15 protein-coding genes are annotated in these 25134 nt (G+C 51.2%); 14 read left to right on the top strand and 1 reads right to left on the bottom strand.

Translation table 11 applies throughout. From position 1 onward, the window contains the following. The first annotated feature begins 11 nt into the window (after positions 1-11). The 5 genes from ACFPOF_RS21640 (at position 12) to ACFPOF_RS21620 (ending at position 10620) form a co-directional block, all read left to right on the top strand. Positions 12-1412 (top strand): sialate O-acetylesterase, encoded by a 1401-nt coding sequence (locus ACFPOF_RS21640; RefSeq protein WP_378136523.1) that lies wholly within the window; start codon positions 12-14, stop codon positions 1410-1412. Between the two features lie 24 nt (positions 1413-1436). Next, positions 1437-4064: a glucosidase family protein gene (locus tag ACFPOF_RS21635; RefSeq protein ID WP_378136521.1), complete on the top strand. Its 2628-nt coding sequence runs from the start codon at positions 1437-1439 to the stop codon at positions 4062-4064. 100 nt (positions 4065-4164) lie between these two features. Beyond that, entirely contained in the window at positions 4165-4989 is an 825-nt protein-coding gene (locus ACFPOF_RS21630) for a phytanoyl-CoA dioxygenase family protein (protein WP_378136519.1), read from the top strand. 125 nt (positions 4990-5114) lie between these two features. Beyond that, positions 5115-7964, top strand: coding sequence for a family 78 glycoside hydrolase catalytic domain (locus ACFPOF_RS21625; protein WP_378136517.1), 2850 nt, complete (start codon positions 5115-5117; stop codon positions 7962-7964). A gap of 28 nt (positions 7965-7992) precedes the next feature. Beyond that, positions 7993-10620, top strand: coding sequence for a glucosidase family protein (locus ACFPOF_RS21620; RefSeq protein ID WP_378136515.1), 2628 nt, complete (start codon positions 7993-7995; stop codon positions 10618-10620). An 89-nt stretch (positions 10621-10709) separates the two neighbouring features. Here the strand turns inward: ACFPOF_RS21620 and ACFPOF_RS21615 are convergent, their stop codons facing one another. Next, entirely contained in the window at positions 10710-14483 is a 3774-nt protein-coding gene (locus tag ACFPOF_RS21615) for an S-layer homology domain-containing protein (RefSeq protein ID WP_378136513.1), read from the bottom strand. 215 nt (positions 14484-14698) lie between these two features. On the opposite strand from ACFPOF_RS21615, the gene ACFPOF_RS21610 reads away from it, so the two are divergent. From ACFPOF_RS21610 to ACFPOF_RS21570, 9 genes are all read left to right on the top strand, one after another. Next, a complete protein-coding gene (locus tag ACFPOF_RS21610) occupies positions 14699-16036 on the top strand; it encodes a sensor histidine kinase (protein WP_378136511.1) in 1338 nt (445 codons plus the stop codon). Further along, positions 16033-16671, top strand: a complete 639-nt coding sequence (locus ACFPOF_RS21605; RefSeq protein ID WP_378136508.1) for a response regulator transcription factor — start codon at positions 16033-16035, stop codon at positions 16669-16671. The genes ACFPOF_RS21610 and ACFPOF_RS21605 overlap by 4 nt, the downstream gene beginning before the upstream one ends. A 150-nt stretch (positions 16672-16821) precedes the next feature. Further along, positions 16822-17265, top strand: a complete 444-nt coding sequence (locus ACFPOF_RS21600; protein ID WP_378136506.1) for a thiol-disulfide oxidoreductase DCC family protein — start codon at positions 16822-16824, stop codon at positions 17263-17265. Then, positions 17262-17699, top strand: a complete 438-nt coding sequence (locus ACFPOF_RS21595) for a hypothetical protein (protein ID WP_378136504.1) — start codon at positions 17262-17264, stop codon at positions 17697-17699. The genes ACFPOF_RS21600 and ACFPOF_RS21595 overlap by 4 nt, the downstream gene beginning before the upstream one ends. Continuing rightward, the gene (locus tag ACFPOF_RS21590; RefSeq protein WP_378136502.1) at positions 17696-18613 is read left to right on the top strand and encodes a wax synthase family protein; all 918 of its coding nucleotides are present in this window, start codon (positions 17696-17698) and stop codon (positions 18611-18613) included. Before ACFPOF_RS21595 ends, ACFPOF_RS21590 begins: the two co-directional genes overlap by 4 nt. Positions 18614-18783: 170 nt before the next feature. After that, on the top strand, positions 18784-19611 hold the full coding sequence (locus ACFPOF_RS21585) for an SDR family oxidoreductase (RefSeq protein WP_378136500.1): 828 nt from the start codon (positions 18784-18786) through the stop codon (positions 19609-19611). A 108-nt stretch (positions 19612-19719) separates the two neighbouring features. Then, on the top strand, positions 19720-20316 hold the full coding sequence (locus tag ACFPOF_RS21580) for a TetR/AcrR family transcriptional regulator (RefSeq protein ID WP_378136498.1): 597 nt from the start codon (positions 19720-19722) through the stop codon (positions 20314-20316). A gap of 478 nt (positions 20317-20794) precedes the next feature. After that, on the top strand, positions 20795-23911 hold the full coding sequence (locus ACFPOF_RS21575) for an ATP-binding protein (RefSeq protein WP_378136496.1): 3117 nt from the start codon (positions 20795-20797) through the stop codon (positions 23909-23911). Continuing rightward, entirely contained in the window at positions 23908-25053 is a 1146-nt protein-coding gene (locus tag ACFPOF_RS21570; RefSeq protein WP_378136494.1) for a response regulator, read from the top strand. Before ACFPOF_RS21575 ends, ACFPOF_RS21570 begins: the two co-directional genes overlap by 4 nt. The last annotated feature ends 81 nt before the right edge of the window (positions 25054-25134 follow it).

Here is a 25134-nt window from a genome sequence, read left to right as displayed (position 1 = left end):
CGAGGACGCAGATGAACACGCCCGAACAACTGAACCCCCTTATTGTGAAAGGACCTGCAGCTCATAGGGTGTACCAGCGAGAGGAGCATAATAAAGCAGCCATTCCATTCGAACTTGTATCCCTCCAAGCGATGGGGATCGTGGAAGCTCGCGTAGTGGCAGAAGATTCTCCGTCTCCATGGCAGTACATGGGGGTATCGGAAGGCGACACCTTCATCGGAACGATTAATTCAATTGAAATTGGGAAATATCGGTTGGATTTCCGGGTGGGAGGCGAGTCTGCGTTAACCTATTGTTCTATTGAACCCGTATTTGTGGGCGATTTGTGGATTTTGGCCGGTCAGTCCAACATGGAAGGCTGCGGCCAGCTTGTTGACGTTGATCAACCGGAGGTCGGAATCAGCTGCTTCTATATGAGCGATAGATGGGACGTGGCCCATGATCCGCTCTGTTGGCCGAACGAGTCCGTGGATCCCGTTCATTGGCGCATTGCCGAAGTTGATCTCCCCCTTGCCATTCGCCAAGAGAGAAGAGATAGAGCCAAAGGAGCGGGTTTAGGTATTCCCTTTGCCAAAGAACTGAGGAAACACATGAATATTCCCATCGGACTTATCATGTGCGCACATGGCGGAACAAGCATGGCTCAGTGGGATCCCGCTCTTGCCGATTTGGCAGGCTGTTCTCTCTACGGCGCCATGCTGCGCAAAATAAAAAAGCTCGGAGGCAAAGTGAAAGGCTGCTTATGGTATCAAGGCGAAGGCGAAACCTTCGAGGATTCGGCCCCTTTATACGTTGAACGAATGAAGAACTGGGTAGCTAATCTCAGACACGATATCGGCGATCCGGAACTGCCTTTCATTTACGCCCAACTTTCCGTGTTTTTCGTTTTGGAGCCCGACGAGAGGTGGCCCTACCCCGATTTGTGGGACCAAATCCAACAGGATCAGTTAGCGTTGGAATCGCATATTTCCAATTCGGCGATGGTGCCGACGATTGATGCTAAACTGGCGGATGCTATTCATGTAGATACTTCCTCTCTTCGTGCTATAGGTAGGCGAATGGCATGGCAAGCATTAAAGCTGGCTTATAAGCAACCCGTTTGCCATCCCGGACCCCGTCCCGTTCATTTTAGCTGGAATCAAGATCGTTCCGAGTTGGTCATTTCTTTAGCTGGTATAAACGGGAAGCTGTCTGCCGTAGATAAAGTATTCGGATTTCGCGTGGGTAAAGGCGGTCAAATTTTCGGACATCTCGCCACGCTGACGGAGGATAGGCAGAAGATCAGGATCGTGTTTGAACAAACCGTACCTGCGGAAAGCCAACTTCAACACGGAGCAGGCTTTAATCCGACCGTAAACGTCAAAGACGGAATGGGAATTCCTCTCGTTGTTTTTGGTCCAATTACTTTATAGAGAAAAAGGAGAGCGATTACGAGCATGAGTAAACTTATTGCTGTGGAGTGGAAAGATGACGATCACTCAGGGATTGCAGAGGTAACAGGCGGGAAGATCATTAGTGGAGCAATCGTTAAAGGCGAAGGAAGCTACTCTTCGGAAAATGGGGCTTTCTCTTGTAAAGGGCCTTGCAGGCTGGAGCTTCACATCGAGGAAACGAACTTGCCAAATGAAGAACCGGTTATCGTTAGCGTGCAAACCGATTCCAATCCGTTCAGCTTCTTTTTGCGCGATGTTTGTCAAGCTTACCCGATCTATATCCCGGTATATGGCGTCATCGTTACAGATGGTGAGGATGAGAGGTCATACTCGCAAGTGGAGCATGATATTCGGAGTCAAGGTCTGTTAACGCAGTTGCAACAGATTCGCTCCGAACAGGAACATAACTTTGACCTCTCTTCGAAACAAACCAGAGATCTTCCTAGCCAAACCTGGCTTGGTTTATCCCGAGATATACGCATTTTCGGCGTCAGCTTTCGAGGAGTCGGTTCGGAAGACCGGTTGTGGGACTGGATCCAGCCGCGTTTCCACGGGTATGAAGTTCCGCTTGCGGAGAACGATAACAAACCGGTTCGCTATAGTTTTATGTTAGGGCGCGGGATCGGCTGCAAAAGCGAAGTGACAAGACGTCTCGACGCAGGAAAATTGCCGATTCTTCATGCGAAGATCGTAGACGACGATATCACCTACCATACGACCTCTTTTGTTTCCTATGAAAACAGCGAATTAAATAGCCAGACCCATCGCGGGACCCATTATTCGGTATCGGATAGCTATGGAACGGGACATATGCTAACGGAGGAGCAGGAGGAACTGCGTCAGGAACACTTGCATCGGGAAATGAATCGTGAAGAGGAGACGATTCTTTATTTTAGGGTGGAGGCTGTAAATACGGCTTCTGTCCCACGGTATGCATGGTTTAAGAACGTGACTCCGAATGCATGGGGGACGTTGCTGGATTATGATTTTGACGGAAGTTGCGGATTCGCATCCTACAGCGATGATCGTGTCTTCGCCGTTTCCAAATGCAACGGCAGACAGCTGACAAGCGAAGAGACGGCTCTGTTAATCAAACCGGGCGAAAGCGCCGTTATTGAATTTTATTTGCCGCATCGTCCGATTTCCCGGCAGCGTGCCGTTCGATTAGCCGAACAAAATTTTTCGGCAAGACTCGAAGAGTGCCGGAAATTCTGGAAGGATAAGCTTTCCCTTGCTTCGAGCATTCATTTGCCGGAACAACGCTTAGATGAAATGGTGAAAGCCGGTTTGCTGCATTTGGATCTTGTTACTTATGGCTTGGAACCGCAGGAAACGCTCGTTCCTACGATTGGCGTGTATACGGCGATCGGTTCGGAAAGCTCACCCATTATTCAATTTTTCGATTCGATTGGCTTGCAGGAGACGGCAAGAAGAGCCTTGACCTTCTTTCTAGATAAACAGCACGATGACGGATTTATTCAAAATTTCGGCGAATACATGCTGGAAACGGGAGCTGTATTATGGAGTATCGGCGAACATTACAGATATACCCGGGACGAGTCGTGGATTGCGCAAATCAAACCCAAACTGCTGAAATCATACGATTATTTGCTGAAATGGCGGGAACGGAATTTAACCGAAGAGCTGCAAGGGAAAGGGTACGGGATGTTGGAAGGGAAAACAGCCGATCCCGAAGATCCATTCCGTTCTTTTATGCTCAATGGCTATGCTTGCATGGGGATTAGCCGACTTGCGGAAATGCTTGCCGCTTCCGATCCGGCGTTATCCGGGGAAATCCGCGAAACGGCGGAAACCTTTAGAGAACATATTAGAGCCGCTTTCTTCCGGACGCTCGCCCGTTCGCCGGTCGTACCGCTGGGTGACGGGAGCTGGGTGCCAAGCGCGCCTCCTTGGGTGGAATACCGTGGGCCGTTGTCCCTGTTCGCCGAAGGCGGAAAATGGTTTACGCATGGATCCGTCTTTACGCGCGACTCGTTGCTTGGCCCGCTGTATCTGCTTTTCCATGAGATTATACGGCCGGACGAGGTTGCGGCGGATTTTCTGTTGAATGTCCATAGCGAACTGATGTGTACGGGCAATGTGGCGTTTAGCCAACCTTACTATAGCATTCATCCGTGGGTACACTTGAAACGCGGAGAGGTGAAGGCATTCTTAAAGGCTTATTATAACGGGTTCTCCGGATTGGCAGACAGGGAAACTTACACCTTTTGGGAGCATTTTTTTCATGCCAGTCCGCATAAGACGCATGAAGAAGGTTGGTTTCTCATGCAAACGCGCTGGATGCTTTACATGGAGGAGGGGGAGATGCTTAAACTTCTCCCGGGAATTCCGCGGAACTGGTTGGAAGATGGAAAAGTCATCGAGCTTCGCGAAGTTGCCTCGTACTTCGGGCCGGTGTCCCTCTATGTTGAATCTCAGCTGGAGAGAGGCGTAATTGTTGCCCAAATAACCGGTACCGCAGATAGAAGGCCGAAATCGGTAACGGTGCGTCTTCCGCACCCCGATGGCAGAACGGCCGTCAGTGTAGTCGGCGGTACTTATTCGGCACAACAAGAAACGGTCCGTATTGACGATTTTACCGGTTCTGCGGAAATCCGCTTACAATTTTAGCAGGAACGGACTTTCATGACAGGCAACCATTCTAAGGATAGCCGTTACAGCATCCGCATGAGATAGAAATGAAGGTTCTAAAAATCAGGAGGTTATGAAAATGAGAGAACGTGTTGATGAACGGATGCCGACGGATGAGGATATTGCTTTCTATAAGGAACGAGGGTACTGGATTTCCCCAAAAATCATCGATGACGAGCGTCTGGAAAAGCTGAAGCACCATATGGACCAAGTATACGCCGGACAATTCGAGACCGGCAAAGCACCTTGGACCTATTGGCAAGGAGAACCAGGTATGCGTCAGACGAACAACAGCTACTGGGCGGATTACACGTTAAGCGCATTGGCGCAAGACCCTGTGATCGGACAAATAGCAGCGCAATTGATGGGCACGAATACGGTACGGATATGGCATGATCAACTGCTGTATAAGCCGGGCGGGGCAAATTCCTCAGCGATGGCGAATGTGGGATGGCATCAGGATTATGCCTATTGGCAGTGTGCTGCCGAGCCTACATTGATTACGGCCTGGATCGCATTCGACGATGTCAATCTGGACAATGGATGTATGCAGGTTATTCCGGGCTCTCACCAATCGGGTCTGTTTAATGTGAATAATTTTTTCGAACAGGATTTGGAAAAACAAAGGCGTGAATTGAATTTGCCCGACGACGTCCCGTTTGCGCCTGTCCCTCTGATCATGAAAGCGGGTCAAGTCAGCTTTCACCATGCGCTTGCGTTGCATGGAAGCGGAGCAAACAGCACTGATAATCCCCGCCGTTCGCTCACCGTCCATTTGATGGCGGGTGAAACCAAATACAAAGCCGGCACATCATCGGACGATCATATGAATGTCGGGCTCATGAAGCCGAAAGACGGAGATGTGTTTGCAGGGGAATGGTTTCCTGTTACATACGAAGAGTAGTAAAAATTTTACCTGAAAACCCGTAAAGATTGAACATTACGTTTAGTTCTCTTTCGATTTATGATTAGTACAGTTTTTATGGATCTGTAACTTAAGAGAGTAAGGGGCGATGACCAATCGTTGCAATGAACTCCTTGCATGATAGAGAGCCGTTCAGGGACGGGAAGGCCAAGTGGATATGGGATGGCGGAGATCCTCGGAAGAGAAATCATTGGGTCATCCTTCGCAAAAGTTTTATGTTGTCCGAGCCGGCCGATGAGGCATTGCTTCATATAACGGCCGACAGCAAATATGTAGCCTATGTCAATGGCACGTATATCGGGATGGGCCCCGTGAGAGGATGGCCGTCGGCTCCATTCTACGACACCTATGATATTAGAGAGTATTTGCAGCCGCAGGATAATGTCGTAGCCATCCTTGTTCAGCACTATGGGATTTCTACTTTTCAATATCTGGAGGGCAGGGGAGGTTTGCTTGCTCAATTAGTGCTTTCCGTTGGCGGCGGCATGGCGACGGTGATCGGAAGCGATAGCTCCTGGCGCGTTCATTCCCATGACGGGTACGCAAGAAGCGCCGAACGGATTTGTTGCCAGTTGGCCTGGACGGAGATCTACGATGCGAACGGGATGGACGAAGGATGGAAGGATCGCGAGTTCGATGACCGGGACTGGGATAATGCGATAGAGCTAGGATCGGATGAAAGCTTGCCATGGCTTACCGTTACTAAACGGGATATTCCTCATCTTCAGGAAGTACTCACTTATCCTCGCAGGATAGAAGGGGTACGGCGGGTTGTTCCAAGAGGACAGCCCGTCTCTCTCGACCTGCAGCCGAATTTCTTCCCGGACAGCAGAGATGCCAACCCCAGAAGAGTATTAGGGCTGGTTGCCTGCCACCTTGTTTCACCGAAAGAAATGTCGATCTTGATCTCGTTTCCATGGGATAGCTGGTTGTCCGCTTACGGCAGCATTGCTGTGAACGGAATTGTCTACAAGGTGCCGCCCAGCAGGGAAGTTGCGATTCATCTTCGCGAAGGCGCAAATCTATGTCTCCTAAGAATTAGCGAGCCGTTCCATCTTGGTTCCGTATTTTTCCATATCGATGCCGAACAGCCCGTCTCGTTCGTTGTGCCGGAGCACCCTGAGATTAGCTTCGTTACCGTCGGCCCGTTTCGTAGTCAGTCGTTGTTACAGCTTGGGGAAAAGATTCCTCGACAAGAGGAACCATGGGATACGGATGAACGGTTCGAGAGGGCATGGCAGGCGAAGGAATGGGGGGACCTGCTGCGGTATTCAGAGTATATTCGCCCCATTGCTCCCGAGCAGATTTGCTTGGACAATGTGTATATGCCAAACCGGTACAAAGACGTTAAGCAAGAGTTTCAGATCACGCCCGAACTTCAGCATATGATCATGCCGAATTCTTCGTATAGTATTCTGAATCCGGACGATTCGGGCGATATCGAGGTGTTGCTCGATTTCGGACAAGAAGTGACGGGATACATTCAGTTTGAATTGGAAGCGGCGCAAGGTACGGTTGTCGATTGTTACGGGGTGGAAAGAGTGGGGGCGGACCTCGTACCCGAGCATACGGAAGGGATGAATAATACGCTGCGATATGTGGCGCGAAGCGGCAAGCAATCGTATCGGTCGCTTGTTCGGCGCGGATTCCGATATTTATACGTTACGTTCAGGAATGCGAGGGCTCCGGTTAAAGTATACGGAATCCAAATCCAGTTCAGTACGTACCCCGTCACTTCGGTCGGTCGAATGGAATGTTCCGACTGGAAGCTGAACCGGATTTGGGAAATTTCCCAGCAAACGCTGCTCGCATGCATGGAGGATACCTTCGTCGATTGCCCGGTCTATGAGCAAACTTTCTGGGTGGGAGACGCGAGGAATGTATCATTGGTTAATTATTATAATTATGGATCATATCCCTTGATTCGCCGTTGTTTGCGATTGGTTGCGGGTTCCTTGCAACGGTCGCCCATCACGGAATCTCAAGTACCTAGCGGCTGGCAAAACGTGCTGTCGGCTTGGTCCTTGTTATGGGTTGCCGCTTGCAAGGAGTATTACGTATACGCCGGAGACGATGACTTTCTGAAGGAAATGTATCCGAGTTTAAAGGCGAACATGGAAGGCTTTGTTTCCAGATTGAACGATCGGGATCTTCTGCAAATTGATGCCTGGAACATGCTGGAGTGGGCTGCGATGGATACGCCCGATGACGGGATCGTTACTCATCTGAACGCGAGCTTGGTCAGTGCGCTGGAGTCGATGGCATCCATTGCCAATTGGCTGACGCTTGAACAGGACGCGGCATTGTGGAAGCAATTGGCCGAGAAAATAACGAAGGCCATTAATCGTTGGTTGTGGGATGAAACCAAGCAGGCGTACGTCGATTGCTTACATGCGGACGGAACGTCATCGAACGTCTTCAGCATGCAAACGCAAGTGATGGTTTACTTGGCCAACTGTGCGGAAGGGATCAGAAAGCAGAAACTGGAGCATGCTCTGAAGCAGCCGCCTGATTCATTCGTGCAGATCGTTAACCCATTTATGCTGTTCTTTTACTTTGAAGCTTTATCGCGTATCGACCGTCAAGAGCAAATCGTTGAACGGATCGGCGAAGTATGGGGACAGATGATCGATGAGGGGACGGAGAGCTGCTGGGAAACCGTCAGTCGGCCGAATATGGTTGGTCCGACGCGCAGTTATTGTCATGCTTGGTCTACGGCCCCGGGGTATTTTCTGGGATCCCAGATTCTTGGCGTGCGCCCCTTGACTCCGGGTTTCACCAAGGCATTGATCGATCCGAAGCCATGCCATCTGAAGTGGGCTAGAGGATCTGTGCCTGTTCCCGAGGGCAGAATCGATGTAGAGTGGGAACGGACCAAATCCGGGGTGAAACTGAGTTATTATGCGCCTGAGGGAATTGAAGTCGTGCTCGGTGAACATGTAAGTCTTAGATAAGGTAAACGATACGATAGAGGTGCTTGATTTGAACAAAATTGCGATCCTGTGGAAAGATAACGTCAGCGAGGGCACCGTATCTATCGAACATGCCGACAGGGTTGAGGGAAATATTTTATCCGGTCATGGAGCCTATGATAACAATTCGCATAGGTTCCATATCGTCGGTCCCGGGCGTTTGGAGCTAACGATTACCGGCGGGGATACGAAGCAGGGCGCTTGCGCGACAATGGTGTCGATCGGAGCAGGCAGTCGCTCATTCAGCTTTTTCTTGCGCGATGTAACGGCAGATTATCCGATTTACATCCGGGAATACGGCGTCATTGTCACCGAAGCGGATCAACTTCTTGAATTCGATCAGGTCGTTCAGGAAATTGCCGGACGCGGCTTATCGACTCATCTGCAACGAATTGAATCCGAACCGGAAGAAACTTACGAGAGGGCAGCCGCAGCTACCAGACCATTAAGATCTCCGATTTGGCTTGGCTTATCGAGAGATGTACGGATATTCGAGGCTGACTTCCGTGGAATGGGAGATAGTGACTTCACCCGCAGCTGGGATAGTGTGCGTCCGAGGTTTCATGACCGGAGAGTGGAGATTCCCGAAGCTCCGCAAGAGACGATTCACTATCATTATTTGCTTGGACGGGGAATCGGTTGCGAATATCGAGTATCCCGCAAGCTGGAAGAAGGCAAATTCCCGATTGCGCTTTGCACGATTCATGACGACGAAATCCAATACGACAATACAGCTTTCGTATCCTATGAAGCAAGCCCGTTAAATGCCGATACTTTGCGCGGAACCCATTATCTTGCCGCAGACCAATTCGGCGGGGAGTACATGTTCACTCCACAGCAGAGAGAACAGTTCGAGAAGCTCGAGCAGATTGACTTTTTTCCGTCTGAAGAGACCGTCTATTACGCCATGACCGTGGCAACCAATAAGTCTCGTGTGCCACGATATGCTTGGTTCAAAAGCCCGTTCCCGGCGAAAATTCCCTATGAATTCGATGGGGATACAGGATTCGGCTTATTCGCAGCGGATCGCGTGTTTGCCGTCTCCAAGCTTAACGGGCAGCCTATGCTGCAGGAGGAAACGGCGGTTTTGCTGAAGCCCGGCGAATCGGTTACTTTCGAATTTTATATTCCTCATCGGCCGATAACTGGTGAACGGGCGAAGTCTCTTTCCCGGCAAGACTTTAAGGCCAGACATCGGGAGTGTCTGCTCTTCTGGAAATCCAAACTGAATAATAGCGTCGAGGTGAAGCTGCCGGAGAGAAGAATCGAGGAAATGATGCAAGCCGGCTTGAATCATCTGGACTTGATCTGTTATGGAATCGAGCCGGAGCACACGGTCGTCCCGGCCATCGGAATCTATACCGCGATCGGTTCCGAGAGTTCGCCCATTATTCAGTATTTGGATTCGGCGGGAGCGCACGGGCTTGCCGAACGGTCCCTTCAGTTTTTTCTGGATAAGCAGCACGACAACGGATTTATGCAAAATTTTAACGGGTACATGCTTGAGACAGGGGCCGCGTTGTGGAGCATTGGCGAGCATTACCGCTACACGAGGAACAACATCTGGCTGAAGAAAATAAAGCCGAACCTGGTTAAAGCCTATGAGTATCTAATGAACTGGCGCAATCGCAACCTTCGCGAAGATCTCGTTGGCAAGGGGTACGGGATGCTGGAGGGGAAAACCGCTGATCCGGAAGATCCGTTCCGCTCCTATATGTTGAATGGGTATGCCTACTTGGGGCTGAAGAGATTGGAAGAGATCCTCGCGGATGAAGATAAGCAACTAGCGGAACAAATCGGCCGCGATGCGAGTCAGTTGAAACACGATATTCGATTATCGTTCAAGCAGACGATGTCGCGGTCGCCCGTCGTACCGCTTGGCGATGGAAGCTGGGTGCCAACTTGTGCGCCTTGGGCAGATTACCGCGGACCGGTGTCCTTATATGCGGAAGGCGGCAAGTGGGGAACACATGGCTCCATGGTGGCAAGGGATTCGCTTCTCGGACCGTTATATCTTGTGTTCCAGGAAATACTTGAGCCGGACGAGCAAGAAACCTCCTTTTTGCTGAATGTTCAAAGCGAGTTGATGTGCCTGCGCAATGTGGCGTTAAGTCAGCCCTATTACAGCATCCACCCTTGGGTTCATCTCAAGCGAGGGGAGACGAAGGCTTTCCTCAAAGCCTTCTATAACGGGCTCGCCGGACTGGCAGACAGAGAAACGTATTCCTTCTGGGAGCACTACTTCCATGCCAGCCCGCATAAAACGCATGAAGAAGGCTGGTTTCTCATGCAATGCCGCTGGATGTTATATATGGAGGAAGGCTGCAGCTTAAGGCTTCTGCAAGGAATACCGAGAGCTTGGCTGGAACAAGGAAAAAGCATTTCTCTTCGCCAAGCTGCCAGCTATTTCGGTCCCTTCTCGATGCAGATAGAGTCCGATGTCGCTCATGGACTTATCACAGCAATTATTGCATTTCACTCCGATCGCCGGCCGGAGAAGGTAGAAATTCGTTTGCCGCATCCCGAAGGAAAACTTGCCATTGGCGTCATCGGCGGAACATACGATAAGTCCAGAGAAACGGTTTATGTTTCGACCTCTGGCGCGGAAGCTCAAGTTGTTCTGCAATTTAGGAACTAAAGTTAAAGCGTCGTTTTTTCGGACAAGCAGGCCGCAGGCCATAAGTGAAAGAGCCTTGGCGGGATGCCAAGGCTCTTTCACTTAGAATATTACTGAAGCGCCGCAGCCAGCCGCTGCAGGAGCACGGCCGCTTCGGCTCTCGTTGTCGTTGCCTGCGGATGGAAGACATTTTTTCCTTGGCCTTGCATGAGATTCGCCCCTGCGGCTGCGGAGATCCAGCCTTTGGCCCAGTTGGCGATGTTCGCGTCGTCGGCAAAGCCGGTGGCGGCAGTCGGCAAGGCTGGCAGCCCGGCAGCTCTTACGATCATCGCTGCGGCTTCGGCGCGCGTGATATTCACTTCCGGGCGGAATGAGCGGTCTCCGTAGCCGCTCAGAATGCCAGCCTTCGTCGCTGCGGCAACGGAAGCGGCAGCCCAATCCGGGATGGCCTTCGCATCCGTGAACGGCAAGTCTGCAGCAGGGGGCAAGCGGAGCGTTTTGCTTAGCATGACAGCGAACTCTGCGCGAGTCACCGCTTTGTTCGGCAGGAATGTGCCGTCCGGATAGCCGCTGACCCAGCCCTGTCCCGCGCTGCTGAGAATGTCCTTTTCCGCCCAGTGGCCGGCAACGTCCGTAAACGAAGTTTCAACGTTAGTTGGCACGGACAAAGCGGCAAACAGGGTGAAGTGGTCGGTCTCGCCTGCGATAGTGTTGCCCTCCGACTTGCTCGGAAGCGGCTTCCACTGCTTGGCGGATTCGTCATAGTAGAACAGGATAATGCGCTGTCCGGCAACAGCGTTGCTCGAATTAGCTTGCAGCTTCAATGTAACAGGAGCAGCGAACGTGCCGGGAACGCTTTTCGTTAAGCTAAACGCGTTGCTGTACAGCTTTTGGCCTTGGCCGAGCAGCTTTTCGGCATCGCCGGTTGCATCCTTCAAAGAAATGATCATCGGTTGTGTAATCGCGTTCGCCGGAATATGCAACGTGAGAGTGCCGAACGTGAGCGTATAAGATTGTCCTGGTACGACTTGGAACTGGCCTGCCGGCAGCGTAGGGGGACCCGTATTGGACGTCGGCGCGACAATATTGGTAATGGCAATAGAGACCGATTGTTTATTGCCTGCTGAGTCCGCAGCATACACGGTGTATTTTCCATTTTCCGTAACCGAAATCTCGTTCGACACGGGTACTGCTGTTCCGAATAACGGGTCCGCGAAATCGCCGACAGTCAAATCGCCCGGCGCCCAACGCAAACTGGCGAGCGCGCTGCCTGTTCCATCAGCCGCTACGCTTATCTTAAGCGGTCCGTTTGTCGGCGCGGTTGTTGACCGCGTCAAGCCGATCGTCGGCGCTACGCCGTCGATCAGCACACCGCTCAGCGAAGGTACGCCGGCCAGCGCCAATGGAACCGAGTCGCCGATGGCTGTAATGGCTGCAGGCGCGTCAGCCTTAAGCACGCTGCCCACGGTAATGCCATCGGAGTCAAGATCCCCCGCCTTCACAATGTAAGTGAAAGTAAGCTGAGCTGATTGCCCTGGCGGTTGTCCGGCATAGACAGCGGCGGTGTCCGTGCCATTCAAGCGGATCGGGAGGGTCGGTGTTCCCGTAACATCAACCGGATGGTCATAGGTAACAGTAAAATCAAGCTCTTGGCCGACGCCATACATCCCGTCCGCAGGTACCTGTACCGATTGCATTTGCGGTGTCGGGACAGTAAGTGTCAGGCGATACAAACCTTGCGACGCGCCGTCCGGCGCAGTGACAAGCACATCGATGAGGTTACTGCCCAGGTGGAGATTAAGGCTGCTGGAGGCGGAGCCGTTGAAGGTAACCGATGCGCCTGCCGTAGTTGGCGTTGCAGTGATTGCAGCCGTTGTCACCGGTGTGCTCAAGGTTGCCGTGTAGGCGCCCGTATGTGTGCTAAAGCTGCCTAACGTATGGGTCGCGCCGGGCGTACTGAGCATTAAGCCGCTAAGCGTTACGTTCGCAAAGCTGGACAATGGCACCGGATAGCCGGTGTCTTCGATCATGTCCCAGCTTTGTCCGTTGCCGAACAACCAGCCGTCGGCGGCGTAAGTCGCTTTCTTTTTCATTTCATTAGTTGTTTTGCCCGTGCCGCCGCCGTCGGACTGCGCTTGCCGACTCGTGTCCATGTCCCAGAAAGAACGGGACACAGTTGCGCCGACCGAATGTGCGACGAGGCCGCCGGTCATACTTCCGACCGGTGCTTCGACTTTCGCAGTCGAGTAGGAGTAGTCGACTGATCCTCCGGCGCCGCTCTGGCTGCCGATCAAGCCGGCCACTTTGTCGTTGCCATAAACCTCGCCCTGAACCGCTGTATGGCTAACAAGTGTATCGTTGGACGTGCCGATAAGCCCGCCAACATGATCATGACCGGTTACGTTCGCGTTTGTAAGAGCCAGACCGGTAATCGTTGCACCATCCGTATTTCCAAAAAGCCCGACATCGTCCGTGCCGGGACGGTTGATCGTCAAATGGGCAATTGTATGATGATTGCCGTCAAACACGCCCTTGAAAGGAGATGCGCTGCTGCCGATCGGCAGCCAACCACTGCCCGAGGCATAGTTGGATAAATCCAAGTCTGCATCCAGTCTGTAGGTTTGGGTCAAAACATAATTTGAACCGGCTTTGCCAATGTCGGCTAGCTGAGCTGCCGTTGTGATCCGGTGAGGGATCTGGGCCGTACCTGCATCTCTCGTGACGGTTAGCTTATAATCCGCGGTTAATCCTGTATATGCCGTGACGCGGATCGCGATGACATTCTCTCCCGGGACAAGAGCGACAGTATTCGAACCGCCGTTTCCGACGATCGATACGGCGGAAGTTCCTTGTATTGCGGTGCCCTCAATGTTAATGTGATCGACCTGGCTTATTACTTGGGCTTTGTACAGGCCATAGTTGCCGGAGAAGGAGCGGTCGAGTGGAATTGCCGCGTCGTTAGCCGTGTTTTTCACAGTTAATGAAGCTAACGCAATGCTATCGTATTGGCTGCGGCTCAGAGGATACGTGACACCTTCGACAATGCCCCAAGTGTTCGTAAAATCCCAGCCAGTGAATGCCGTTTGGTGCATCATCTCGGCTGTCGCACGCCCTGTACCGCCGCCTGAAGATGTGGAGCGTCCGCTTGTCTGCGTATCCCAGTAGGCGTTGTACACCCGAGGATAGCCCTCTGCTAGTCCAATAAGTCCTCCGGATTCAGAACTGGCATAGACTTCGGCATTGGAGTATACGTTGCGGAACTCATTTAACGTATTGCCAAGGAAAGTTGCATGGCCCGCGATGCCGCCAAATTCTGAATTCGGAGTCGTCCCCCCGGCTATGAACCCTGTCGTATAACTGTCGCTAATGCTGGATCCATCGTTGTATCCGACTAGGCCGCCAACTGAGCGGTTTCCCTTAACGGTACCGGAAATAGACACGCTCGATAAGTTGGAATCCGAAAGCTGACCAACGAGGCCCCCGACATACTGTTCACCGATGATGTTTACATTCGTTAGATGTACATTGGTAATGGTGGCTCCTTTTGTGTAGGCAAACAGTCCGATATTGTTTGTGCCGGGCAGATCAATCCGCAAATTAGCGATCGTATGTCCTTGCCCATCGAACTTGCCGATAAACGGCTTATTTAAGTAAACGCCAATCGGATCCCAACTCGAATAACTGGAAAGATCAATATCCGCGGTTAATCTGTAGTTTTTGACAAGGCCGTTGTCGCTTCTGATCGCATCCAGTTCGGCGGCCGTACTGATGTCAACCCACTCATCGTCCGCCGCCGTAGCTTTCTGCACAGCAACGATAGCCGGTGCCAGCGCCATGACAAATAGCAGAAGGGCTGTCATCAGCGAGAAATATTTCTTCTTCACAATTATTCGCTCCTTGGCTTGTGCTCTATTAATATTTTTATTGTAGCAAGCCTGTAGGAGTAGAAATCTTAAAGAAATCTTAAAAGATTTGTTTGATCCTCGGCGTATTTTCACGGTGTACTATTGAAGATTTCATCTATGAATGCACCATTGTATGGTATCGTTAAAAGAAAAGCACACATCGCCAACTGCACAACCAAACGGAGCTGGGAAAGATGCTTTATTACTTTTTTGCTTTATTGCTGGCTGCTGTTGTTATTTTGTTTAATGATATCCGAAGCGAAACGAATCGTTGGGCTGCTTTCTTTTTGAGTTGCGCCGCTATCGGCGGGGTAACGGATTCCCTGCATAAAGCTCATTTCGACTTTGGGGCGCAAGCGACGCAGTTTATTAACCTTGTTTGGACGCCATACGCGGTGCTTATATTTAGTCTGGTGTATGGAGGAGTTGCTCCGGCTAAAATGAGAGTGTATAAGCGAGTGTTGCTGCTTCCGGTAGGCATGATGCTGGCATCGACTTGCTTGTCTGCGGAATATACGTTGAATGATCAGCTTTTACTCGCATGGGCCGCACCTTATTATCTAGCTTCTTGCTACGCGATGATTGCATCATTTCTCCAGGAAAGAGATCGCCCAAATAAGAAGAAACGCTTGATTACTGCCATTATTGTCGTGCCAACGCTGCTGGCTGTGCTCGTGTTGATTTACGGAGCGAGGGCGATATGGCCTGATTTCGATTTTTTTAACTATATATCCGTATTCATTGGTTATTCTCTTGCCGCAGGTTTGCTAGGGACGTTTCTGTACAGCGTGCTTGGCGTCAAACTGCGGTTTGAGCGGGATCCTCTGGAAGGTGCGATGAAGGCGGCGGGCTCGGGATCAGCATTGCTAAATCATACGTTGAAAAATGAAATCGGCAAAATCGCCATCAGCTCTGCGAACTTAAAAGCATCTATTCCGGCAAACGACGATGTGTCCCAACAGCATCTGGATATCATCGCAAGCGCATCCGGGCATATGCTGGCTATGGTCTCTCGCATTCACGACAAGACGAAAGAAATTGTTCTCCGAGAGCAGCCGTGCCGGCTGGATCAACTATGCGATGAATGCCGAAGCCAGGGACAGCCATTATTGTCGAACGATCAAAGCTTGAATATAACGGCTAATTACGTGGTCCGCCCGCTAGTCCTTTGTGATCCTGTACATATGAAAGAGGTGGTTAACAACCTGCTGTCGAATGCGATAGAGGCGCTGCCTTCCGCTAGAGGAAATGTCGAGATTCGGCTGGACGCGAATAAGAAAGGGCTTTTGCTGACCGTGGAGGATAATGGAGCGGGAATTCCGGCGCATCGGCTGGCTCAGGTTTTTGAACCCTTTTTCAGTACGAAAAACCGCTCGCGGAATTTCGGTCTCGGCCTCTCATATGTCCACAATGTGATGCGGAAAAGCGGCGGCTCGGTTCGGGTAAGAAGCCGCGAGCATATCGGCACTGCGGTCGAACTTTTTATTCCTCGCCACAAAATCATTCAAGCGAACGAAGGGAAGTCCGAATGAACCACATTAAAGTGTTCCTCGTAGAGGATGATCCGGATTGGGTTAAAGCGATTACCGCTTTTGTAAATAAGGAAGAGGATTTGCTGGTGGTCGGTTCTGCTGCGAGCGCGGAAGAAGCGATCCGACTGGCGCATACGTTAGCGTTCGATGTCGTATTGATGGATATTCAGCTGACCGAAAATGGTTTGGACGGCATCTATGCTGCAGTCGAAATACTGGAAATTCGTCCTGCCAAAATCATTATGCTGACCTCATTAACCGATGAACACGTCATTACGCAGGCTTTTACAGCGGGAGCCATTCATTATTTGGACAAAACCCGGTTTATGGAATTGCCGCATACGATTCGCAGCGCCTACCATCATTCGGCGGCAATGGACGCGTTGCTGAAAGAGTTATCCAGATTAAAGCGGCAAGAACAACTGAAGCAACTAACGGATGCGGAACGCGAAGTGTTCGAGCTGATCGAGCAAGGGTATACGCAGGCTCAAATTGAACGCGAATTGTATAAAGCCGAAAGCACGCTCAAAAATCAGGTGAACAAAATACTGAAAAAGTTCGGTGTCAAAAGCAGCAAAGAAGCCGTTGAAATCGTGAAGCGGAAGGGGCTGTTTCGAAGAGAGCGCAAGGAATAAAGAAGGGCAGTAGGGAGAGATATTTCTGTTCGCTCATTAACGCGGGGTACTACGTCATGTAGTACCTTTTTTGGCATCCGCCTATAGAAGTTGGAACTGAGCAAAGGGCGGCGAACCGGCTACAATTCAAGTGAAAGGAGGGGACTTGGGATGAAGCAGCACGTTATGGATACGAAGGCGTTCATGTATTTGCTCATTGACGGTGAATGTACGCTCTGTCATGGATTAGCACAATTTGTGTACAAACGGGACAGGGCGGGGCGATTCCGGTTCGTCCCTTTGCAATCGAATGTTGGTCGTCAGCTGTTGGAACAAGGCGAGTTGCCTGTGAATAACCCGGATACGTTCGTTCTCATACAAGACGGGCGTTACTACACGAAGTCGGGAGCGGCTTTGCGTGTTTTCCGCAAGCTTGATGGGGGCTGGCGGCTTCTATATGGACTTGTCGTCATTCCCGTGAAGTTGAGAGACAAAGTATATGACGGCATTGCGCGTCGCCGCAATCGCTTGTTCGGCAGAAGAGAGGTTTGCAAGCTTCCGGAGGCGGGTTTGAGAGAGCGGTTTATTGATACGGGAGAGGAGGTTATCGAATGAGCCAGATAATGAACGAGTGGACGGAACTAATCAGGTGGGCGGGGTATTTGCAGTTGGGCGTCGCTGTCGGCAGTCTTGCCGTGCCTTATTTGCTTCAATGGCGCGATGAGTTATTGTCCGTTCGAACGCTAATCAAGCAAGTGTTCTGGACGTATGCGGCGTACATTTTTTGTACCAATTTGTTTTTTGCGGTGCTGTCGATCTGTTTGGCTCCGAGCTTGACGGATGGCTCTGGACTGGCTGTGGCCATATGCCTCTTCATTACGCTATATTGGGGAGCGCGTCTGGGCATACAGTTTTTATATTACGATAAAAAAGGCATACCGAACGGCGGGATATATCGTTACGGAGAATGGCTGCTTTCCCTCTGCTTCGTTTTTTTCACGATTGTGTACGGCGGCGCGGCTTTCTTATGTGTCTGGGGGACGCCATGATACCTGCTTTGATTGCGCTCATCTGTGCCTGCATTCCGGTGCTCGGGTATCGAATCGCTTTACTGCAATCGATGGTCATCAAACGCAGCCTCGCCTGGGGAATGGCCGCATTCGCGCTCATGCTGGCCGATCGGATTGTGTTCGCTCAACCAGCCGTAACCAGGATGATCGTCATTATCGTGGTGCTGCTATATGCCATGAAATCCGTTACTTATGTGGAATGCTCCAGTCGAACACAAGGCCGGTTACCCGTGCTGCGCTGGGTGGCCTTTCACTTCTGGATCGGGATGAAGCCTTATGTTTTCGCGAAACGGAAGGCGGAGCCTTACAGGGACGCCCCGAAGTATATGAAAATGGGAATCGCAAGATTGCTGCTCGGTCTCCTGCTCATTATTTTGTCCAGTTACAGCTCAATTGGGACAACCGCGCTGCTGCTGACAGGGATCAGTTTTGCCGGCCATTTTGGTTTATTGAACATATGGGCCGGTGCATGGAGATGGGCAGGATTTGATTGCCAGCAGCTGTTTCGCAATCCGGTAATGGCGAAGAGCTTAAACGAATTTTGGAGTAAACGCTGGAATTTGGCTTTCTCGGAAATGACGACTTTGAGCGTTTATCGTCCGTTGCTTGGTATTATCGGCAAAAACGGGGCGGCCTTCATTTCCTTTTTATTTTCGGGCATTATGCATGAGTTGGCGATCTCGTTACCCGTCCGACAAAGCTTCGGAATGCCATTGCTCTATTTTGTCATTCATGGGATCGGGATTGTAGCGGAGCGTGTACTGGAGGGAAAGGGCTTCTTCATAGCCAGTATCCCGTGGTTAGGGCGCGTGTGGACATTTGTTTGGCTTGTTTTGCCGCTTCCCCTGTTGTTTAATCCATCTTTTTTGAAGGCTATCATGTGGCCGATTTGAACGCTGCATCGGCCTTTGTGTGGTGATTGTCCTTGCCAGAGCTAGTCTCTGCTTGACAAAGGGGAGATGACCGCGCAATAATTAGATCGAACGATCATTCTAATTCGTTTTATTTTTTTATATCCATTAGAATGATCGTTCAATCTACTGCGCGTGGAGGTTAGTTAAATATGGATCAAAAGACCATTTTCATCACAGGCACAAGTTCGGGTCTCGGCAAGCTTACGGCTATTCGCTTTGCTCAATTAGGTTGGCGAGTGGCGGCAACGATGCGTTCGCCGGAGAAGGAAACGGAGTTGCAAGCATATGAGAATATCCGGTTGTTCAAGCTGGATGTAACTGATCCGAATCAGGTCCGTTCGGCGGTCGCGCAGGCGATCGAAGCGTTCGGAAAAATCGACGTAGTCGTTAATAATGCGGGAATGGGTGTGTACGGAGCGCTTGAACTGGCGACAGAGGAACAGATCGACTGGCAGTTCGCCGTTAATGTTCGCGGGGCGATGAATGTGATACGCGGATTTTTGCCGCATTTCCGTGCGAATGGCGGCGGGATGTTCGTCAATATCAGCTCGTTCATGGGCGTGACGACTGCGGTTCCTTTAGGTTCTCTCTATAATATGTCCAAATTTGCGCTCGAAGGCTTGACGGAAGGCTTGTACTACGAGTTCAAACCGATGAATATCGAGCTTAGGCTAATCGAGCAAGGGGGATCGGCCGGTAACAACTTTGTGAACAACACTTCCTGGACCCGCAATGATGCAATCTCTGCTTACGACGTTCTGACTGACAAAGTAAGCAAAATGATGGCAAACGCCAGCGCCAATCCCGAGTCGTTAGATGACCCCCGAATTATCGTCGACGCGATAGAGGCCGTTGCAACTGGTCGAACCATGCAGTTCCGCACGTTGGTTGGCCAGGCGGGGAAAGATTTGATGGAGCTGCGTAGATCGGTGCCGATTGAACAATACTTGGAGACAATCGCTCACAATTATCGATAAGCTGCTCGGTAGCCTTCCTCGGCTTGACAAGGGAGATGGGGATGCCTAACATGAGAATGAAAAAGGGCACGGCGATGCCGAAACATTCATTCGAATGGGGGGCTGAGGATGTTTGTTTCGTATAACAAGGTTCAACGGGCGGTTCTTGAGACGACTTTACATTTGATCATCGAGAAGGAACTGCAGGCGACGTCAATGTCGTTAATCGCCAAGAAATCCGGCGTGTCGACAGGCAGCATTTATCATTATTTTGACAGCAAAGAAGCCATTATTAATGAGCTGTATAGAGGGATCGTGAAGTTTAACGGGGAGCAGGTACTGGACGGATTTTTCACAGATGAGCCGATTCGGATTCGACTGGAGCGGGCATGGGAGAAATTAATTAGGGTTTCGCTGGAGTATCCGCAGGGATTCCAGTTCATAGAGCAGTATTCCTTCTCACCGTATATTCGCGCCGAGATCAAGCAGATGAGCTACGACGCCGGCTGGTGCGGGCCGCTCGACAAGCTTTACCAGGAGGCAATCGACGCGAAAGTATTCAAGGATCACTTGGATCCGCACGTGATGGTGCAGATGCATTATGGTTCGCTGGTGTACGTGGTAAAAGGGGCTTTAAACGGGCAACTGGAAATAAACGACGAGCTGATTCGGCAGCTGATTCAATCCTGCTGGGATAGCGTTGCCTTAAACAAAGAAGCAACATAGCAAAGTTGCAGGAGCGCCTAAGGGCCAATCATGGATGCCCCGATGGAGGTAAGCGAAGGCGCCGAAACGTCCGTATGGCTGGCGACGTTGCCGGCTGACGGCCCGACAGGCGGGTTTTTCCACAAGCAAGAAGAACTTCCGTGGTAACATCTTTGCGTGCAGGGAACTCGAAGTTATTGTGCTAGTGATGATCTTAAGCGAAAGCGCCGGGCTTCCCTGACCGGCGCTTTCGCTTATTTTCTTCTATAGAACTTTTCCCAGTCTTTTATCACTTCTGCCTTAGTCAATACTTGCTCCTTCGGCCATTGAGATGTTTCCCATTCCTGTATGGCTTGCTGCTTTGTTTTGTAAAAGCGATAATCGCAAATATTCCAGGAAGTTCAGTATATAGACGCAGTCTATCAAAATAGGTTTCTCAAAGTCGGCAGAAATGCATTAAAATGGGAGGAGACAACGATACCAATCCAAAGAGGATACTATGAAACGATCTCGCATCCGTTATAAGAACGTCTTAGGAGCAGTGGCCGGCCTAGCGTTCGTACTGATAGCATCGGTCCTTCTGCTGCTGCCGCCGTCGACGCAGACGAACCCTCCGCCGAAAGCGGTACATGGCGTGTTGGATTTGACGAATTGGGATATGGGCAGCCAAGGGTCCGTCAAGCTTGCCGGTGAGTGGGGGTTTTATTGGCAGCGCTTGCTCGCGAGCGAAGATTGGGATAAACCGGGTGCTCCTGTGCCGGACGCTGTAACATCCGTGCCTGCCGTGTGGGACCAATACCGAATAGATGGTAAGCGATTGCCCGGTTACGGATTTGCGACGTATCGATTGAAAGTAAAGCTCGATGCGGACAAGGTGCCCGATTCATTGGCTTTGACCGTTCCGATTATGTCGACTGCGAATAAGGTGATGATCGACGGACGGACAGTAGCCGCCAGCGGTAAAGTGGCACAATCCAGCGAAGAAGCGGTAGCGGCTTATGCGCCGAGGACCGTCGTCTTTCAGCCTCCCGGCCCTACCTTTGACATCATCGTTCAAGTATCCAACTATTTGTACCCCGAGGGCGGCACATGGTACGCGATGGAACTGGGTACCGAGGAACAAATATTTGCTTCTGACAAGCAGCAGTTCGCAGTCGAAATGATTGTTCTCGGCAGTTCGCTCATGATCGGCTTGTATCATATTTTTATTTTTCTTCAGAACCGCAGAAGTCGATCGGCGCTTTATTTCGGGCTTCTTTGCTTAATGGTCGCGATTCGGCTGCTGGCTGTCAAAGATGTGTTCCTCCTGCAACTGCTCCCTTCCGCCGATATCCGGTTGGTCATATTTTTGGAGCATGTTACGTATTACGGCGGAATTGTGTTCGGAGCGCTTTATAGACGCCACTTGTATCCGGACGATTTTTCGAAGAAGATCGTATATCCGACCGTCTGGATCGGAAGCGGATTTATTTTGTCTGCTGTTCTGCTACCTACGGAAATGTATACGAAATGGATTTCCGCTTTTCATCTATTGGCATGGTTCAGCAGCGGTTACAATTTGTTCGGCCTCGCCGTCGCGGCATGGAGAAAAAGGGAAGGCGCATGGCTGCACATTATCGGAACTTCGGTGTCGCTTGCCGGACTCGTGCACGACATCCTGTTCCTGCTGAACCCGCAGCTTTATCATGGCGGCGGCATCCCTATTGCACATATCGGCATGATTGCCATGATCGGTATCGAGGCTATAGCGCTATCAAGACGTTTCTCGAACGCTTTTCGAACAATCGAGACGATGTCGGAGAAGCTCATTTCCCAGGACCGCCTAAAAGACGAATTTCTCGCCAATACGTCGCACGAACTGAGAACGCCGATTCATGGAATTATCAATCTGTCGCAGTCGGTCATCGATAGCGGCACCGACAACTTGAACGACATTCAACGGGCTAACCTGGGCTCCGTTTTGTCTGTCGCCCGCAGATTGGCCGCTCTCATCGATGATATTCTCGATTTCTCCCGCTTGAGAAACCGCGACATCATCCTGCATCTGCGTAACGTGGACGTACGGGGAGTCATGGCCGCCAATCTGGAAGTGTTCCGCCATTATATCGGGACGAAGCCGATCCGCCTCGAGTTCCGCTGGCCTGACGAGCTTCCATACGCTCGTGCTGACGAGAATCGTCTTCTGCAAATTTTGTACAACTTGATCGGCAATGCGATCAAGTATACGGAGCGTGGCGAGATTATCGTGTCGGCTCAGCGGGACGGCGATATGCTGCTTATGCACGTATCCGATACGGGCATCGGGATTCCCGAGGAGAAGCGGGAGCTCATTTTCCAATCGTTCGAGCAGATCGGCACAACCGAAGAGAAGGCATACGGCGGGGCAGGTCTCGGGCTAGGTATTACGAAACGGCTGGTAGAGCTTCACGGCGGCACGATTATTGTTGCGTCCGAACCGAGCAAAGGCTCGACGTTTTCATTTACGATTCCGATCGGAGACGAGAACGAGCAAGCCGCCGAGATCCGGAACGGAAAAAACGCTATTGCAGACGGAAGAATGCCCGAGCCGTTCATTGCGGCCACCGCTGAGCAAAGGTCTAATCGAAACAGTCAATATACGATTCTGGCGGTGGACGACGATCCGGTGAATTTGCAAGTCGTCATCGGCGCATTGACGAGCGAACCGTACGAGGTGCTTGTTGCCCGCCGAGGAGAAGAAGCGCTTAATGTGCTGGAAAGTCATCGGCGGCAGATCGATCTGATCGTTCTTGATGTGATGATGCCGGGATTGTCAGGCTACGAGACATGCAGGAGAATCCGGCAAAGATATTCGCTCTCCGAACTGCCCGTGCTTCTGGCGACGGCGAAAACCGAACCGGAAGACATGCTGAACGGTTTCGGCGCCGGTGCTAACGATTTTTTGACGAAACCGTTCTATTCGGTGGAGCTGAGGGCTCGCGTGCGAACGCTGCTAGATATGAAGCGGTCTGCGGAAGAGGCGGTCGCTTCGGAAATGGCGTTCTTGCAAGCGCAGATCAAACCGCATTTTCTGTATAATACGCTGAATACGCTTGTTTCCCTATCGCTGGATGAACCGAAGACGACGTATCATCTGCTTATCAAGCTAAGCCGATATTTGCGAAGCAGCTTTGATTTTAATCATCTGGACAAGTTGGTGCCGCTGAACCAAGAACTGGAACTGACGGAATCGTATTTGGACATCGAGAAAGCGCGTTTCGGAGACAGGCTGCGTGTAGTCTATACAATAGAAGAAGGAGTAGACTGCATGCTCCCTCCGCTTGCTCTCCAACCGATCGTGGAAAATGCGGTGCGCCATGGCGTCATGAAACGTAAAAAGGGAGGAACGGTCGACGTTTCGGTACGGCGGGAAGAACGGTTTGTCCTCATAACGATTGAAGATGACGGGATGGGAATGTCGGAGTCGCTGCTGCAAGCGCTGTTCACGGACAGGGACCGTCCGGGCGGGGTAGGACTGCGCAACATTCAACAGCGAATGATGAGGATGTACGGTTATGGGCTCGATATTGCCAGCAAGGAAGGTCAAGGAACGAGAGTGACGCTACGATTTCCCGACGACGGGAGAGGACAAGAATGATTCGAGTGATGGCCGTCGATGACGAGTTGCCTGCGTTAAGACAATTGGAAAGAGTGCTGCGGACATTTGCGGACGTAGAAATTTGCGGTTTGTTTACGGATGCGGATGCGTTTCTGGAACGGCTGCGGATCGAAGCGGTTGATCTTGTGCTGCTCGATATGGAAATGCCGGACAGCCATGGGCTGCAACTGGCCCAAACGATTCAATCGATTCGGGAGGGCGTCTACATTGCATTCGTGACTGCTTATGACGAATATGCGGTGAAGGCGTTCGATGCGAATGCGATCGATTACTTGTTGAAGCCGGTTGCCGAGGAACGCATGCAACGAACGCTGCAGCGCTGCTTGCAGCGTCAACAACGATTCCCGGCAGACTGGGGCGAATATCAAGGCGTGTCGATTCGCTGCTTCGGCCGATTCGCGATTATGTCGGGCGATCAGCCCGTCAAGTTTCGCAATTCCAAGTCGGAGGAGTTGCTGGCCTATTTGGTCCATCACAATCGTGAACCGGTCGACAAGGCGCAAATTATGGAGGCGCTGTGGCATGATCGCGATCCTGTGCGGACACAGGCGAACTTGTACAGCACCGTCTATCAACTGCGCAAAGATCTGGAAGCGTGCGGTCTTTTCGACGTAGTCGAGCAATCCAAGGGAGGCAGCGGGAGTTACCGGTTGCGGCTATCCCCGGACCTTTGCGATTTGTATAAGTATGAGCTAGCATGCAGACAAATCAATAGCGGAGCGTTCGATCTCACGCATGCCGAACGAGCGGCAGAGCTGTATCGGGGCGGATATTTGCAAGCTCACGCTTATGACTGGGCTGCTCAGCGGCAGGCGGAGTTGGAGTACAGTTATGCGGCACTGCTTGAGAAGATCGTCCATACCTATGTGCAATTGAGGCGTTATCGGAGCGCTATGCCCATGCTGCAAAAATGGACGAACCTGTTTCCTTATGACGAGCGTGTCCATACGAAGATGATCGCCCTGCATTTGCTTATGGAAAACGCAGACGAAGCTCGCAAATACGCTGCATATGTGGAAGAGGAAATCTTTCGTAAAGAACTGGACGCCCCCTTTGATGCCGATATTGAACGTATAGCGCTAAATCCCTATGAGTGGTTAAATCGTACGTCGGACGGCTAGCAGCCTTCCGGCGTTTTATTTTCAGTTTGCTTTTAGCGTCACTGCGTATAATGGACGTGTTTACAAGCAACCGAGACTGGG

This window comes from Cohnella soli (assembly GCF_042655525.1).
Classification (GTDB): domain Bacteria; phylum Bacillota; class Bacilli; order Paenibacillales; family Paenibacillaceae; genus Cohnella; species Cohnella soli.
Note: the sequence above shows the minus strand (reverse complement) of the source record. Positions and strands in the feature narration are given on the sequence as shown.